The sequence below is a fragment of the Streptococcus sp. NSSLK0004 genome, from assembly GCF_059039125.1.
In genome coordinates this window covers 1,242,398-1,259,050 of sequence record NZ_CM180142.1, presented here as the reverse complement: position 1 = coordinate 1,259,050, position 16,653 = coordinate 1,242,398, and the positions used below count along the sequence as shown (strand labels likewise).

Genomic DNA, 16,653 nt, shown 5'->3' with positions numbered 1-16,653 from the left:
TTTGTTAAAAGGCATATTCAATGGAGATATATTCATAGTCTTTGCGTAACTGGTAGAGCATATCTTGCTTGTTGGCACGAAGTTCGGCAAAGCTAGTTGGACTAACCTTGTGCAAGTGGATTTTGACCTTGAGCTGCATTCCTTGTTTGTAGATTAAGATTTCCAAATCCTCCTCTTCTTCCAAATATGGAGCGAGGATATCGTAGATATTGTCCCTCAAATCAGGAGCTTGAATGGTACCGTGTGCCAATTCCATAAAGGCTGATATCAAAAGCTGGAGCGGTTCTTTAAAGGAAATGACTGCAAGGGCAACTGTCACAAAGAAATCGCCTGTAAAATGTAGGAACTGCAAGGGACTATCGGTAGGGATAAAAGCTAGGAACAAAAATGCGATACCAATGGCTGCAGAAATCAAACCGTCAATCAAGTTGCCCTTGGCCTCTGCTGCAATGATGGTCGAGATATTGCCAATTTTTTGATTCATGTAACGGTTATAGGCATAGAGAGCAAAACAGACGAAGAGCATGATGGTGGTGTAGGGGATAACGGGTCCAGTCGTCATCTGGTGTCCAATGCCATGAACAAAATAGGCAAAGGCAGTCGCTGCTGTTTCTAAAACAGCAAAAACCAATAATAACAAGGTAGCCAAGGATTTCATAATGGCATAAAGTGGCTCTAAAAAGTGTAGACCCTGTGGAAAAGTTGCGGTTCTGCGGTGACTATTTTTTGAGATATATACAGCAACAACTGATGATACAAAAGCAATTAAAGAGAAGACACTATCTAAGAGAAGAGAGTTTAAATCGGTCATAATATAGACAGCAAGACCTGCAAAACCACTGAGCCCATTGACTAGGGCAGAAATGGTTAGAGAGCGCGCTTCAATTTTTTTTGGATCCATTTCAACTCCTCCTTAACTGGTTTATCATATTTATTATACTATATTTTGGAACCGATTTCAAAAATCTTGCCCAAAACAAAAAGAGGGAGCCCCTCTTTTAGTGATATTAAAGGTCAATTTCCATGACAATCGGTGTATGGTCTTGGCGAGCACCAGAGTCAATCATATCGGACTTGCTTACCTTGTCAGCAATGCGGTCGCTAACCAACCAGTAATCAATTCTCCAGCCAGTGTTGTTGATTTTGCTGGTGCGACTGCGTTGTGCCCACCAAGTGTAGGCGTTCAGAACATCACCATGCAAGTGGCGGAAGGTATCGGTAAAACCTTTTGCTAATAGATTGGTAAAACCTTGACGTTCTTCATCTGTAAATCCTGGTGACTGGCGGTTGCTGGCTGGATTTGCAAGGTCGATTTCCTTATGTGCAACGTTGTAGTCTCCTGTAGCCAAGACAGGCTTTTGGCTGTCAAGTTGCGATAAGTAATCTGCATATCTTTCATCCCAAATTTGGCGGTCAGCTAGTCTTTTCAAGCCATCGCCAGCGTTTGGCGTATAAACTTGAGTAACATAGAAGTCGTCAAATTCAAGCGTGATGATGCGCCCCTCAGAATCCATGGTAGTTGGTGCACCGATTTCCGGGAAAGTAATAGTAGGAGTTAGGTGATTTTTATAAAGGAAGAGAGTGCCTGCATAGCCCTTGCGAGCAGGTTCGACTGATGAACGCCAAGTGTTTTTATGGTTTGGAAAATACTGCTCAAGAATTTCTAAGTGTTTTTTAGTTGGTCCCTTGTCAGAGAGTTTGGTCTCTTGAATGGCGATAATATCAGCATCTTCTGCAACAAGTGTTTCAATCACAGCACGTGATAATAAGGCACGCGCAGAATCACTGGTTAAAGCGGCGTTTAGGGAGTCAATATTCCAAGAAATGAGTTTCATATATATTCCTTTTCTAGTTTTACTGTTCTATATTATATCAAAAATCCTTCCTGCAAGCGAATGAGGGAACTTGAAAAACTTTCTCTCCTTTGTGTCATAGTATTAAAAGTGTGGTACAATAGAAACAAATAAATCTTTGTTTACGGAGGTTATTATGAAAAGAAAATTAATCGGATTTGCCTGGATAGCCCTCATATTGGAGATGGTGGTCTACTACTGGTTTCAGTTGCCAGCTATCAATGTGTTTAGCTTGGGGTTTTGGATTTTTGTTCTGCAGTCGACAGCCTTGGCCTGGTTGATTTTACTCTTTAGTAACCCAGCTGGGATTATTCAGCAAGCGACCAAGATAACAGGTCGGCAGCGTCAGGTGACCACCTACAACATCAATCCCAAGTTGCCAGCTTTCTTATCATGGACTGGTCGCCTCTGGCTCTTAGTTGTCCTTGCCTTGGTTGGACTGGGCATTTTCAACTCTACTATCTTTCGAGCTAAAGATTATGCGGCGGTCATTTCGGTAACGGATGCGGACTTCAAGTCGGACTTTCCTGAAACGGATATTTCCAAGCTGGCTCTTTTGGACCGTGCTTCGGCTGAGAAAATCGGTGACACCTATCTTGGCACCATCGACAAGGTTTCCCAGTTCGGTATTTCGGATGATTACCGTCAGATTACCATCGGTCAGCAACCTTTCCGAGTTTCTCCTTTGGAGTATAAGTCTTTTTGGAAATGGCTGAGCAATCATCAAGATGGCATTGGCTACTATGTCAAGGTCAATCAGACGACAGGGAAAGCAGAGCTTGCCAAGCTGAGCAAGTCCATGCATTACTCAGATTCCGAGTATTTGCTCAATGATACTATGCGTCATCTCCGCCTTCAATACCCAACAACAATATTTGGAAAACCGTCCTTTGAAGTGGATGATGAGGGCAATCCTTACTATATCGCAACGACCTATCAGCCAAAATTTGGTCTGTCTTCCAATGACCCGACAGGTGCCATTGTCTTGGATGCCGTGACAGGGGAGAGCAAGGAGTACAGTCTGGCAGATATTCCTGAGTGGGCAGACCGTGTCTACTCAGCGAGTAATGTTATCAGCCGTGTCGATCACCATTATACCTATCAAAATGGTTTCTGGAATACCATTTTCAGCCAAACAGGTGTCAAACACACAACGGATAGCTACAATTATATTTCTATCGGTTCAGATATTTACCTCTATACAGGAATTACCTCAGCTACAGCTGATTCTTCCAACCTTGGCTTTATCCTGGTCAATATGCGGACCCGTGAAATCACCAACTACAAACTAGCTTCTGCCACTGAAACAGCTGCCCAAGAATCAGCAGAAGGAGAAGTACAGGAAAAAGGCTATCAGGCAACAGCACCAAGTCTGGTCAAGCTAGCAGACACAGCCTACTACTTGGTTTCTCTAAAAGATGATGCTGGTTTGGTCAAATCCTATGCTCTGGTCGATGCGGAAGATTACCAGCAAGTGACAGTCAACAATGACGTTGCCAATCTGATTTCACAGGTTACTGGTACAGATGCATCAAGCCTAGCAGGATTGACTGTGACCGGAACTGGTGAGACTAACGAAGAAGCGGAAGTCATTTCTGGTAAGGTAGAAGCCTTGGCTAGCCAGATGATTGCTGGCTCAACAGTCTACTATATCCAATCAGAAGGTCAGATTTATAAGGTCAAGGCAACAGAAGACAGTACAGATAATTTGCCATTTATCAAGGTTGGGGATAGCTTTACAGGTCAACTGGATAAGAATAATTATTTGACAAAATTTACCATCAATGCAAATTAAGTTATTGAAAACAGTAAACCATGAGCAGGGCCTCTTTGGAGCGAGTACTAAACCAAACTAAAAGGAAATACAAAAGTAAAAAAGGAGGCGGTTCATGGAATTGAATGACTGGCTAAAGAGCTTTCAATTATCAAATCATCACTTAGTAGGTCCATTTTTCTATGCAACACCTCTTGCTTTGCGATTTGAAATCGGTCCAGCTGACGAGGCTGAAAATCTTCCAATGGGTGCTTATTTGAATCGTGCCTATGAGCGCGCAGTCCAGCTTTTTGAGCAAGCTAGTTCAGAATATGATTATCTAGTTCTTTCTCTTCTTCAGCAGGAAGATAGGGATATCGACAGTTACCTTTGGCATTTTACATCAAAATATAACTTTGACAAGTGTCCAGAACCTGAACGGATAGAAGTGGTGGACTGGACGGGGGATGTGCTGGTTTTTGAGCGGTATCTGTTCCCTGTCGCTGACCAAGATTTGAAGGCTTTTCTGCGGGAGATTATCAGAGCTGACCATGGTGGTTTCAACTATCTTTCAAGCTCCGTACTCTTTTTGTCTAGCAAGGAAAAAGTCATTTATCATTGCTATGATGATAGGGGAGTGGATATTGCAGTAGTGGACAAAGCTAAGCAATACCAGCTCTTTACTGACTGCCACGACCTCCTCTTTGACTATGATATGGAGGAGATGGAGAAGAGGGTGAAGGGATAGAAAACGTTTTCCAAAGATGTTATACTATTCATAGTCAGGGGAATTTGAAGGAGATTATTTATGGAAATTGATAACCGACTGGTTCTGTTGGGGGATCAGTTAAAAGAACATCTAGGAAAAGGTAGTAAGGTAAAAATGGCTGCTGCAACCTTCTCCATGTTTGCTTATCAATCTTTGAAGGAAGAATTAGAGCAAATAGAGGAACTAAAATTTATTTTTACAAGTCCAACTTTTACGACCAATGAAGTCGCAAAGGAATACCGAGAATATACCATACCTAAGAAGCGTAGGGAATCATCCATCTTTGGTGCCGAATACGAGTTGAAATTGATGAATGAACTGACTCAAAAATCTCTTGCTCGAGAATGTGCAGACTGGGTACGAAGAAAAGCACGCTTTAAGTCTATCAACGTCAATGAGGAAATTGATAATGGTATTCGAATTGAAAATGACACTGTTATTGCAGTAGATAAACTGAAAAATTTTGACCGTAAAGAACTGGGGTATGAAAATTCTCTTTTTAAGTCCAGTCGTAATCTCTACACAGAACCACAAAGTTTGACCTATCTGCGAAACTTTGAAGAATATTGGGAAAACGACGAATACTTCCGAGATGTAACTGAGGAAGTCTTGGAAAACTTGACATTGGCTCACAAAGAGCACTCGCCAGAGTTTCTTTACTATGTCATGCTTTATAATATCTTTAGTGAGTTTCTAGAAGATGTTAACCAAGATCAACTACCTAATGAGCATGTTCAATATAAGGAAACAAAAATTTGGAATCTCTTGTATGATTTTCAGAAAGATGCTGTTAAGTCACTGATTTCAAAATTGGAACGTTACAATGGCTGTATTTTAGCGGATTCTGTTGGTCTTGGTAAGACCTTTACAGCCTTGGCCGTTATGACCTACTATGCCTATCGTGGCAAGCGTATCTTGGTATTGTGTCCTAAAAAATTGGAAAATAACTGGAATATGTACCGACATGATTATGTCAATAATCCTATTTATGATCGTTATCTCCAATATGACGTTCTTTACCATACAGATCTTAGTCGAGATAAGGGAGTATCAAATGGTATTGATTTGGCTTTGAATAGGTGGGATACTTATGATTTAGTTGTTATTGATGAATCTCATAACTTTAGAAATGGGGGCTCATCAGAGGCAGAGCTAGAAGCAGGACGCGAAAATCGTTATTCACGTTTGATGAATCGCATCATTAAAAGTGGTGTTCCGACAAAGGTTCTCATGTTGTCTGCGACACCTGTCAATAATCGCTTTAATGATTTGAAAAATCAGATAGCCTTAGCCTATGAAGGTGATTCGGTACAGCTTGATGCCATACTAGACACCAAGTCCTCTATCAATGACATTTTCCGTATGGCACAGGCTGCTTATAATCAATGGGCAGAGCTACCAGCAGAATCACGGACGACAGCAGCTTTACTAGATAGACTTGATTTTGATTTCTTCAAAGTCCTTGATAGCGTGACCATTGCACGAAGCCGTAAGCATATCCGACAATTTTATGATAGAAATGCGATTGGTGATTTTCCAGAGCGACTGGCCCCTAAAAACTTCTATCCGGACTTGACGGTCAATCGAAGAGACATTACTTACGAACGGATTTATTCTCTATTGGATCAGCTACAACTGACCATTTATCAGCCAAGTCTTTTCATTCATCCCTCAAAACGTTCCCGCTATGAAAAAGCGGAAGGGCAAGGTTTGACCCAGCTTGGACGGGAAACGGGTATTAAGAAACTGATGATGATCAACCTCTTGAAACGTTTGGAAAGTTCTATTGAGGCCTTTCGCTATACCTTGATTGACGTGGTCAAGGCTTATGTAGACAAAACAATTCTGAGCATAGAAGAGTTTGAAGTTGCAGGTGGTGAGGGAAGTGTTCAGTTGCAAGAGTTGGCTGAAGATGATTTTGATGTCGAAGATAGCAACACGGATTTCTTTGTTGGAAAGAAATTCCCTATCAAGCTGGCTGATATGGACTATCTATCTTGGAAGAGAGATTTACAGGCTGACCAAACAGTTTTGAGAGAATTAGAAAATCTGGTCAATTTAATTACCCCAAAGGAAGATCAGAAATTACAGACCTTGTTTAACTTGATTGATGACAAATTGGCACAGCCAATCAATCCAGATAACAAGAAAGTGATTATCTTCTCAGCCTTTGCGACGACAACAGACTATCTTTATAAAAATATTAGCCATTATCTCTTGGATAAGTATGGACTTCATACAGTCCAGATTTCAGGGACAAAAGGTTTTTCGACCACTTTGCCACTCAAAAATAAGGACTTGAACACCCTTCTGACCTATTTTTCACCAAAATCCAAGCAAAAAGACTTGCTCTATCCAGATGATCCTCGTGAAATTGATGTCTTGATTGCGACAGATGTTATCTCTGAAGGTCAAAACCTGCAAGACGCTGATACCATGATTAACTATGACATTCACTGGAATCCTGTCCGTATTGTCCAGCGCTTTGGTCGGGTAGATCGTATCGGTAGTCAGAACAAATACATCCAGCTGGTCAATTTTTGGCCCAACATTGCTTTGGACGCTTATATCGATCTCAAGGCGCGTGTGGAATCCAGAATGAAAATTTCTGTACTGACTTCAACGGCTGACGACAATGTCTTGACTAATGAGGAAATCGAGGAGAATAATTATCGGAAGAAACAGCTCGAACGCCTCCAGACAGAGGTCGTTGATTTGGAAGATATGAATGAGGGGATTTCCATTATGGATCTAGGTTTGGAAGACTACCGTATGGACCTGCTCAGCTATTTAGCCAAACACCCAGAGTTAGAAGCTATGCCTAAAGGTCTTCAAGCAGTGGTTCAAGCAGGGCAAGGTCAACCAGCTGGAGCCATCTTCCTCTTGAAGAATATTGCTAACCAGACCCATCTCAGCAAGAAAAATCGTCTCCATCCTTACTATCTGGTCTATATCAGTGACGAAGGAGAGACGGTCTACTCCATTGCGGATACAAAGGCATTGCTGGAGCACCTACGCATGATTACCAAGGGGAAACATCAGCCTGAGAAAGATTTGGTGGCAACCTACAATCGTGCCACTGATGATGGTGCCAAAATGGAGCATTACTCCGACCTCTTGCAAAGAAGTCTTGAAAATCTCGTGGAGAGCGATGAGGAGACCTTTAATGAGTCCCTCTTCACGTCAGATACCATTGACTTTATGGATAGCGGGGTGGACGGAAGTGATGATTTTGAACTGCTGGCCTTCTTTGCCGTTTTGAAAGGAGAAGACTAAGATGCCATTTTTACCTTCTACTCAGATTCCAAGACCCAAAGTCCTCTACAAGCCTTATCAAAAAGGCAACAAGGACTTTCTAGATAATTTTGGCCTGTCTACAGCTGATAAGCAGCTCCTCCGGCAACAAATCGGCCAGATTACCGCTACCCATCAATTAGATGCCAAGACCCTCCCCATTCCAGTGGGCAAGACCATTCAGCAAATTATCGTCCTTCGGATTGACCTTTTGAGCCAGCAACTAGACCCGCACTTACTAGCAGAGCTGGACACTTATCTGGGATTTTACACTCTCTTTCATCTGGTATTTCCAGATGGGACTAGCCAGTATTTGATTCATTTTAAGGAAAAGCTGGCACAATCGAGAGAGGGACGGAATTTTAAGATTGTTCGTCACTTTCAAACAGACAAACCTCTGGCATTGACCTACCAAGAAAGGGACTTGGACCAGTTTTATGAAAACTTGGTCAAACAAGCGGGGGAAGAAGAACTGGTCGGGGGCGGAGCCTCTATCAAAGACCAGATTGAGCAGACGGAACGCTTAGCAGCAATGGAAAAGCAAGCAGCCCAGCTCAAGAAAAAGATGTTTGCCGAAAAAGCCATGCGCAAACAAATGGAACTTCGAAAAGCCTACAAAGCCCTAGAAGAAGAAATCCAACAATTAAAAAATCCACAGTAAGACCTGTGGAAAATATGGTATAATAGAACAGTAGAAAAGTGGTCCTGTATCCATGAATGGATGTAGGAGAAAGACGGTGGTTACTTTCTAAGTGAGAGGCTAACCTAAACTTGATGGCAAGTAAACTTGCTCATCAAGTAACGACAAATCGTTTAGGATTTGTCTAAGGTTCGCACTAGTTCAATTTTTGAAAAATATCGTTTCAAAAATTGAACGTCGGACGCGGAGTTATCAGCAATTGAAGTGGTACAAACTTTATTGAGTTTTGGTGGTTTTACCTTCGACTTGATAGGGTTGTGCTATAAAATCTTCAAAGATGATGACCAAAAGAAATAGCCGTCAATACTTTGGTTAGTAACGGCTATTTCTGAATAGTTAAAAATGAGCCACCGTTTTAAAATGCTCAAACAGTCTGGGAGACTGTTTGAGGTCGTTTCCTAAAAAACGTAAGGAAACGAATACGGCGGATTGAGTTGGCGCTTCACCCTTATTATATCACAAACTAAAATCGTTTGACAATTTTTTATCTACATCATCAAAAAAGGCTTGACAGCCTAAGAAAAGGAGATTACCATGAGCACAGCAAAGTTTGGAGAATACACTCAAGTTGAAAAGCTAGACCTGACTTCAAAAGATATTTTATCAGACAATATTGCAAAGATTGGTCAGCTTTTTCCTGAGGTTCTAACAGAAAGTAGCGATGAAAATGGCAGGTTACGTCCGGCTATTGACTTTGACAAGCTACGCCAATTCCTTTCAAGAGAGATTGTTGAGGGGCGGGAGTCCTATGAGTTTACCTGGGTCGGCAAACGCGGAGCGATTGCGGAGGCAGGTAAACCGACGACCCAGACCCTCCGCCCAGATCTTGAGGAAAGTGTTGACTTTGATAAGTCTGAAAATGTCTTTATTACAGGGGACAACTTGGAAGTCCTCAAGGTCTTGCAGGAATCTTATCTGGGCAAGATTGATATGATTTACATTGACCCACCTTACAATACAGGTAAGGACTTTGTCTACTCGGATAAATTCCAGATGAGCGAGGAAGAACTAGCAGATGAAATGGATCTGCGAGATGAGGACGGTTTGCAACGGGTGGGCTTGACCAAGAATGAAAAATCCTCAGCCCGCTATCACTCTGACTGGCTCAATATGATGTACCCCCGCCTAGTTCTTGCCCGCAACCTCCTCAAAGACAGTGGCGTTATCTTTATCTCCATTGACGATAACGAACAAGCCAACCTCAAAGCTATCTGTGATGAGATATTTGGGGAGGAGAACAATATTGGAAATATTGCCTGGAGAAGGTTTAACTCACAAGCAAATATAGGTATTTTTTCAACAGTAAAGGATACAATATTACTTTATTCTAAAGATAGAATGAAATTAGAATTAGGTAGAATACCATTATCTGATACAGCAAAGAAAGAATATCAGTATGAAGATGAGCGAGGAATCTATGCAAGAAGACCATGCATTGATAGTGTACGTGGAAGATATTTCTATGAAGTAAAATTACCTAATGGTAATATCCTAGATAAAAATTGGATGCTTCCTGAGGAGGAATTTCGTAGACTTGATTTAGAAAATTTGATTCATTGGCCTCAAAATGGGGGAAATCCAATGCGGAAAATATACTTAAAGGATGCTTTAAAGAAGGGACAAATACCTTCTGATTTTTGGGGTTCTGAGTTTGGAAATAATAAAAATGCTGCGGATGAAATTAAGTATTTATTTGAAAATAAAAGAGTATTTGATTTTCCAAAACCGACTAAATTATTGTTGAATCTTTTGGGGTTAGGTGCTGTATCGAATGAAGCACTCATCCTAGACTTCTTCGCTGGTTCAGCAACCACGGCTGATGCGGTTATGCAGCTGAATGCAGAAGACGGTGGTAACCGCAAGTACATTCTCTGTACCTTGGACGAACAGGTGGCAGACAAGTCAGCTGCCAAGGAGGCTGGTTACGAAACCATTGACCAAATTTCTCGTGAGCGGATTCGTCGGGCAGCTAAAAAGATTCAGGAAGAACATCCAGAAACCGTCGGCAAGCAAGATTTTGGATTTAGAGCTTATAAGCTAGACACTTCAAACTTCAAGGATGTCAGCCAAACACCAGACAGCTTTAGCCAAGAAAGCCTATTTGACAGTGTTTCCAATATCAAAGACGGTCGGACAGACCTTGACCTCCTCTTCCAGATTATGCTGACATGGGGTATGGAGTTATCTCTTCCGATTGTGAAAACTCAAATAGACGGCACAGACGTTTACAATGTGGCAGACGGTGCCTTGATAGCCTGCTTCGCCGATGAGATTTCAGAAAGTGTCCTCCGCCAAATCGCTAAAGAAGAGCCACTCCGTGCTGTCTTTAAGGACGAATCCTTCGCCAACTCCGCAGCCAAAATCAACCTCGGTCAAATCTTCAAAGAAGAAGCGCCAAATACCAAAGTGAAGGTGGTGTAGGGGATGAAACTTCAATTTAAGCAGCAGCAATTTCAGTTAGATGCAGTGGCCTCTGTTGTGGATGTTTTTGCTGGTCAGGGCAAGCACAGCGGTTTTGACTACCACATTGACAAGGGTCAGGGAATGGATGCGGAACTGGATATGAATTTTATCGGTTTCCGCAATGCTCCCATCCAGCTTTCACAGGATACTATCAGCCAGCAGGTACGAACTCAGCAGCTCCGCTATGGACTTAAACCTTCAGAAAACCTATCCATCCAAAAAGTGGATGGTCGTCCGTCCTATAATCTGACCATTGAGATGGAGACAGGGACAGGGAAGACCTACACCTATATCCGTACCCTGATGGAGCTCAATAAGCAGTATGGTTGGCTCAAGTTTATCATCGTGGTGCCTAGCATTGCTATTCGAGAGGGTGTCCTCAAGTCCTTTGAAATCATGGCTGACCATTTCCAGATGGAGTATGGCAAGAAGCCACGCTATTTTGTCTATGATTCTAGCCGTTTGGGAGAGCTGGACAAGTTTGCCAACTCCTCGGACATTCAGGTCATGATTATCAACTCACAAGCCTTTAATGCCACTGGAGCAGATGCCCGTCGGATTCACACCGAGCAGGAAAGTTTCCGATGGAGAAAGCCCATCGATGTCATCGCGGCGACCAATCCAATTTTGATTATCGATGAGCCTCAGTCGGTTGAGGGGAAAAAGACTAAAGAACGCTTGGAGGACTTCAAGCCCCTATTTACCCTCCGCTATTCAGCGACCCATAAGGACAAGCACGATATGATTTATCGTCTGGATGCCTTGGACGCCTATAATAAAAAGTTGGTCAAGAAGATTGCCGTTAAGACCGTGGAGCAGACTTCTACCACAGGTACACAAGGCTATCTTTATCTGCAAGAACTCGTTCCGCAAAAATCAGGAGCTCCAAAGGCTCGGATTGAGTTTGAAGTGCGGACCAAGTCAGGTGATGTCAAGCGTGTGACCAAATTGGTGGAAGAGCCTTTTTCCCTTTTTGAAGAGTCAGGTAATCTCCCAGCATATCAAGGCGGTTGGACCTTGAGTCATTTCGATGCCCATGAAGGTGAAAACTCCATTCAAATCGGTGCCAATCGCAAACTCCATGTGGGCGAAGTGATTGGGGAAACCAACGAAGATGACATCCGTCGTATTCAGATTCGGGAAACCATTGCCAGTCACCTGCAAAAAGAAGAAGGCCTTTACAAACGAGGTATCAAGGTGCTTTCCCTTTTCTTCATTGATGAGGTAGCTAAGTACAAGTGCTACGACGAGCAAAATGATGCCTACAATGGCACCTATGCTCAGATTTTTGAAGAAGAGTATGAAGCCCAGGTCAAGGCTTTGTTGGCCAATCCAAATCTACATGGGACAAACTTTTGGCATTATCTCAATAATCATCAAGAAGGCAATCCTGTCCATGCTGGCTATTTCTCGGTAGACAAGGTGAAAAAGTCGGATAAGGTCAAGTTTGTAGACTACAAGTCTGCTACGGAGAAGAAAAATAACCAGTCCAATGACAAGGATGCCTATGATTTGATTATGAAAGACAAGGAACGACTCTTATCCTTTGAGGAGCCAGTTCGCTTTATCTTCTCCCACTCAGCCCTTAAAGAAGGTTGGGACAATCCCAATGTTTTCCAGATTTGTACGCTGAAAAACACAGGGACAGAAACTGAAAAACGGCAAAAAATCGGTCGTGGGATGCGTCTTGCTGTTGATCAAAAAGGTGTTCGTCAGGATGAGGAACTTTTGGGAGCAGATGTCCATAACATCAACAAGCTAACCGTTATCGCCAATGAAAGCTATGAAGACTTTGCCAAGAACCTACAAAGAGAACTCAAGGAAATTCTGGCTGATCGTCCAAGTAAGGTGGAAGTGGACCTCTTTGTCGATAAAGTCTTGGAAAATGAAGCAGGTCAAAAACTGACTGTCACCAAGGAAGTAGCTAAAGAGATTGAACACCAGTTGATTAAGCAAGATTATATTGACAGCAAGGGAAATCTGACCACCACTTACTTTGAGCAAAAAGAAACAAGTCAGTTTGTTTTATCTGAAAATCTGGCTGGCTACGAAGTGGCTGTAAAAGACATCTTGGAGTCTATTTACGATGCCAATCGTTACCAGATTGAGCGTGAAAATGATTCGGAAGTTGTCTTTGCTAGAGAAATCAACCCTGATAACTACAATCGTCAAGAGTTTAAGCGTTTGTGGGAAAGTATTCATCACAAGTCCACCTATTATGTCGAGTTTGACGATGATGAGTTGATTGAAAAGTCTGTTAAGGCCTTGAATGAGTCCATGTTTGTCAAAAAGCCAAGCTATATGATTACAGAGGCAGAAGTAAGAGAAATGAAGGCTGAACAAGGTTTGGATTTTAGGGTCAATAAGGACGGAAAGCGTCAGGCTGAATTGGATAAGTCTTCTATTCAACTCCGCTATGATTTGTTGGGTGAAATCGCCAGTCGCACGGAGCTGAAACGAAAAACAGTTGCCAATATCTTGAAACAGATTTCGCCTAGCAAGTTTGACATGTTCGCCTATAACCCTGAGGCATTTATCCAACGAACAAGCCGCCTGATCAATGAACAAAAGGCCAGTCAGGTGATTGAGCATATCCGCTACAATATCTTGGAAGAAACCTTTGACACTTCTGTTTTTACGGATAACCCAGAAAGCGGAAAATTATCGGACAAACGGATACTGGAATCGCAAAAAGGCGTGTATAATTATGTGAAGGTCGATTCGGATACGGAACGGAAGTTCAAAGAAGAGTTGGATCAATTTGAAGATGTCATGGTTTATACCAAATTGCCAAGTAGGTTTAAGATTTCAACTCCTTTAGGGGACTACAATCCTGATTGGGCGATTGCTTTCCGTGATGGGTCTGTTAAGCATGTCTACTTTGTGGCCGAGACCAAAGGTTCCATGTCTACATTGCAGTTGAAAGGGGCGGAGCTGGCCAAAATTGAGTGTGCCAAAGCTCATTTTAGAGCCTTGAAAGAAAAAGGATTGATTGCGGACGACCGCATATACGACGTGGTTGATTCCTATGAAAAACTATTAGAAATCGTGAGAGGATAGGTTACCGAGACATCTTTCGCTCCCTTGTAGAAGATTATTTATGGGTGCGTTTCTATTTTTACATTTGCAATTTGTTATCTGGTGGGCATTATCGCCATAGCAATCGCCTACTCATTCTTTCGTAGAAAATAGGGGGAAGGGTAGATGGACAAACTCGTTATTTGGTTTTTGATTTTGCTCTGAGCTTCATCCGTGATTATTATTGCATTGGCAGGTGGCTTTGTTATTCTAAGTCTACTATTTGGTAGAAGGAAATAATGTCTTTCTACCATTGCAAAAATAGAAAAACTATCGTAGAATAGGGATGTATCCTATAGATATTAAAGGAGTAAGTCTATGGCTTATCGTAATTTAAAATCAAGTGATCGAACTTTTATAAAGGGGCAGACCGATCGAATTGTTCAGCAAATGAACAACAATGCAGAATATCTAGCAACTGTTCAAGCCTATGAAGCTGCCAAAGCCCGTATGAACGAGGCTTATTTGGCCATGGAATTAGAAGATAATCCAGAAAAAAAGTTAAAACTAGCAAAATTAGTTGAAAAATATACCGCGCAAGCTCAAAACATCTTAGATAATTGGGAAGAGCGGAATAGACGAGCAGAAAAAGTAGCTCGAACTGTAAAATTGATTTTATGGCTGACCTTACTGTTTGTAGTTAGTTTTCTATTTCCAGTCAATATCATGATCGCACTTATCTTTGCGATTTGGTTTTACCGCAATTATCTCAGTCCAAGTAGAGAAAGTTTGCCACATCAAGCTCCACCAATCCAAACTGTCATTTCCGAAGAGGAAAGATATGAAGACTGGTTGACAGATAAAATCCTCACACTTAGTAAAGATAAGCGTGAGTGGACTGAATACATTCTCTCAAAATATGAAGAAAATGATTATTTGGAAGAAGTAGCGGCAGGAAATGGAGAAATTGATGAAAAGGACAAAGAAGATGGTAGGAAGCTTCTCCAACGCTATCGAGATATTCTTGTCGATATTGAAAAATTACCAGATTCGGACCAGAAAACCTATTATTTGGATTTTCATCAAGAGCTAATTGCTGATTTGGAAGATGTCTTTGAACAATTACATATAAAGGATAAATAATAAGAAGTGGAACAAGCTACAACTCCTTCAGTGATAAGCGTGTCCAATTAGAAACTGTTTCTTCAACAGGGAAAAAGTTTCAGCTAATGAATGGTTTGAGTTACCTATTGAAGAAGTAGAACATACCATTCACTTGACTATAACAGATTTAAATTGTTAAAAGAGAAATGTGCCGAAAGGAAAGTCAGTTTTTACGAATCATTCCCGTAGTTATTTATTCCCGTCCTATCACCAGATTAGCACGCTATAAAAAGAAAAATCGCCACGTTAAGTAGCGATTTTTCCCTTTTGTGAGCCTCAATGCAACGTCAAAGCGTTATAATAGTTTTAAGTCAAAAATCTCTATTAGCGAGGTCTCACTATGAAAATTATAACACAGCTTAACCTTTTTGAGGATCAGGAACTAGGTGATTTAGAAAAAATTTTGATGGTATTAGATGGTCTTCCAGAAACGGGTCTATTTGATGAGTTAGAAGCCAAACGCAAACACGGGCGTAAGGATTATTCTGTTCAATCTTACTTCATTGCCTATATTGCTAAAATAGTTCTTCAATTGGAAACCGATCAACAGTTGATTCGTCAGCTTAATATGAATAGCCAGCTCCGTCAAATCTGTGGCTTTGAAACTCACGGTGTTAAGCTCAAAAATGGTACTATTAAACTTGTTCATGCTCCCTCTAAGTCTGCTTATTCTCGTTTTATTCAGGATTTGGAAGAGGTCTGTCCAGACATTGACGAGTGGGTTTTATCTGGCATATCTGAACTATACAACCTTCTTCCGGAATTTGGTGTTGACTTAGCCCTAGATGGCAAGTTCATTGATAGTTATGCAACACCATATGGTAAGAAACAAAGAAAGGATAGACGCTCTGACTGTGATGCCGATATGGCTATAAAAAAACGTCATCATAAAAATGGAACGGTCTCTATGGAGAAACACTATGGCTATCGTTGTCATCTTGTGGTTGATGCGACCTATGAACTGCCTGTTGCTTGGGAAGTGACGACGGCCTCAGAAGGGGAACCTACTGTTGCCAAAAGGCTGATTCGAAACATGCGTCAAACGACCATGCAGAGAGCGGAATATTTGATGGCAGACCGTGGTTATAGTGGAATTCCTCTTCAGAATCTCATAGAAGAAGCCACGATTATTCCTATCATTGATCATCCTCATAAGTGGAAAGAAGATGAAACCAGGCAATACCTTGATACGGATGTGATTTACAATCAATCTGGAGAAGTCTTTTGGGTGGATGACAAGGGCAAAGCGATTCAGCTTATCTATAAGGGGTACGATAAGTCTTGTGACAGTTTGCGGTATGGTTTTCATCCCCGTTATCAGGACAATCGCATCTTCCGTTTAAAACGGTCGGTAGAACCTATTATCTTTAATCAAGTAGCTAGAGATAGTCAGAAGTTTAAACGACTCTACAAGAAGCGGACAGCTGTGGAGAGGGTGAATGGGCGTATAGACCGCGACTTTCGATTCGAGAAGCACACTATCCGAGGGCTTAAGAAGATGAGTCTAGCTATTGCCATGAGTTTTTTAGTGATGGTTGGATTTGCCTTAGCCAAACTCAAACAAGGCCAGAATACTCATTTAGCCAGCTGGGTAGTCTAAAAATAAAAAATAGTTCAAAAACCAAGGGGGTAGTACGCC

The 16,653-nt window shown here is 41.7% G+C and carries 10 protein-coding genes; 8 read left to right on the top strand and 2 right to left on the bottom strand.

Annotation, left to right across the window (positions count from 1 at the left end):
• Positions 1–4: 4 nt before the first annotated feature.
• Together AC4CS8_RS06420 and AC4CS8_RS06415 are read right to left on the bottom strand one after the other, a co-directional pair.
• Positions 5–901, bottom strand: a complete 897-nt coding sequence (locus tag AC4CS8_RS06420; protein ID WP_493892449.1) for a cation efflux transmembrane domain-containing protein — start codon at positions 899–901, stop codon at positions 5–7.
• 106 nt (positions 902–1,007) lie between these two features.
• On the bottom strand, positions 1,008–1,835 hold the full coding sequence (locus AC4CS8_RS06415; RefSeq protein ID WP_493892448.1) for an exodeoxyribonuclease III: 828 nt from the start codon (positions 1,833–1,835) through the stop codon (positions 1,008–1,010).
• Between the two features lie 154 nt (positions 1,836–1,989).
• Between AC4CS8_RS06415 and AC4CS8_RS06410 the strand changes: the two genes are divergently transcribed.
• The 8 genes from AC4CS8_RS06410 to AC4CS8_RS06375 all read left to right on the top strand — a co-directional run bounded on the left by AC4CS8_RS06410 (position 1,990) and on the right by AC4CS8_RS06375 (position 16,614).
• Positions 1,990–3,648, top strand: a complete 1,659-nt coding sequence (locus AC4CS8_RS06410) for a hypothetical protein (protein WP_493892447.1) — start codon at positions 1,990–1,992, stop codon at positions 3,646–3,648.
• A 94-nt stretch (positions 3,649–3,742) separates the two neighbouring features.
• A complete protein-coding gene (locus AC4CS8_RS06405) occupies positions 3,743–4,354 on the top strand; it encodes a DUF3885 domain-containing protein (RefSeq protein WP_493892446.1) in 612 nt (203 codons plus the stop codon).
• A 60-nt stretch (positions 4,355–4,414) separates the two neighbouring features.
• Positions 4,415–7,651 carry a helicase-related protein gene (locus AC4CS8_RS06400; protein WP_493892445.1) on the top strand — a complete coding sequence of 1,079 codons (3,237 nt, stop codon included), beginning with the start codon at positions 4,415–4,417 and terminating at the stop codon, positions 7,649–7,651.
• A 1-nt stretch (position 7,652) separates the two neighbouring features.
• Positions 7,653–8,330: a DUF4391 domain-containing protein gene (locus tag AC4CS8_RS06395; RefSeq protein ID WP_493892444.1), complete on the top strand. Its 678-nt coding sequence runs from the start codon at positions 7,653–7,655 to the stop codon at positions 8,328–8,330.
• A 573-nt stretch (positions 8,331–8,903) separates the two neighbouring features.
• A complete protein-coding gene (locus AC4CS8_RS06390) occupies positions 8,904–10,790 on the top strand; it encodes a site-specific DNA-methyltransferase (RefSeq protein WP_493892443.1) in 1,887 nt (628 codons plus the stop codon).
• Positions 10,791–10,793: 3 nt separating this feature from the next.
• A complete protein-coding gene (locus AC4CS8_RS06385) occupies positions 10,794–13,892 on the top strand; it encodes a type III restriction-modification system endonuclease (protein WP_493892442.1) in 3,099 nt (1,032 codons plus the stop codon).
• Positions 13,893–14,228: 336 nt separating this feature from the next.
• A complete protein-coding gene (locus AC4CS8_RS06380) occupies positions 14,229–14,993 on the top strand; it encodes a hypothetical protein (protein WP_493892441.1) in 765 nt (254 codons plus the stop codon).
• A gap of 361 nt (positions 14,994–15,354) precedes the next feature.
• Positions 15,355–16,614 (top strand): transposase, encoded by a 1,260-nt coding sequence (locus AC4CS8_RS06375; RefSeq protein ID WP_493892440.1) that lies wholly within the window; start codon positions 15,355–15,357, stop codon positions 16,612–16,614.
• Positions 16,615–16,653 lie beyond the last annotated feature (39 nt).

What these genes read in the sequence shown, in the direction of transcription:
- AC4CS8_RS06420 (WP_493892449.1), bottom strand. Translation starts at nt 901, where the DNA reads ATGGATCCAAAAAAAATTGAAGCGCGCTCTCTAACCATTTCTGCCCTA.
- AC4CS8_RS06415 (WP_493892448.1), bottom strand. Translation starts at nt 1,835, where the DNA reads ATGAAACTCATTTCTTGGAATATTGACTCCCTAAACGCCGCTTTAACC.
- AC4CS8_RS06410 (WP_493892447.1), top strand. Translation starts at nt 1,990, where the DNA reads ATGAAAAGAAAATTAATCGGATTTGCCTGGATAGCCCTCATATTGGAG.
- AC4CS8_RS06405 (WP_493892446.1), top strand. Translation starts at nt 3,743, where the DNA reads ATGGAATTGAATGACTGGCTAAAGAGCTTTCAATTATCAAATCATCAC.
- AC4CS8_RS06400 (WP_493892445.1), top strand. Translation starts at nt 4,415, where the DNA reads ATGGAAATTGATAACCGACTGGTTCTGTTGGGGGATCAGTTAAAAGAA.
- AC4CS8_RS06395 (WP_493892444.1), top strand. Translation starts at nt 7,653, where the DNA reads ATGCCATTTTTACCTTCTACTCAGATTCCAAGACCCAAAGTCCTCTAC.
- AC4CS8_RS06390 (WP_493892443.1), top strand. Translation starts at nt 8,904, where the DNA reads ATGAGCACAGCAAAGTTTGGAGAATACACTCAAGTTGAAAAGCTAGAC.
- AC4CS8_RS06385 (WP_493892442.1), top strand. Translation starts at nt 10,794, where the DNA reads ATGAAACTTCAATTTAAGCAGCAGCAATTTCAGTTAGATGCAGTGGCC.
- AC4CS8_RS06380 (WP_493892441.1), top strand. Translation starts at nt 14,229, where the DNA reads ATGGCTTATCGTAATTTAAAATCAAGTGATCGAACTTTTATAAAGGGG.
- AC4CS8_RS06375 (WP_493892440.1), top strand. Translation starts at nt 15,355, where the DNA reads ATGAAAATTATAACACAGCTTAACCTTTTTGAGGATCAGGAACTAGGT.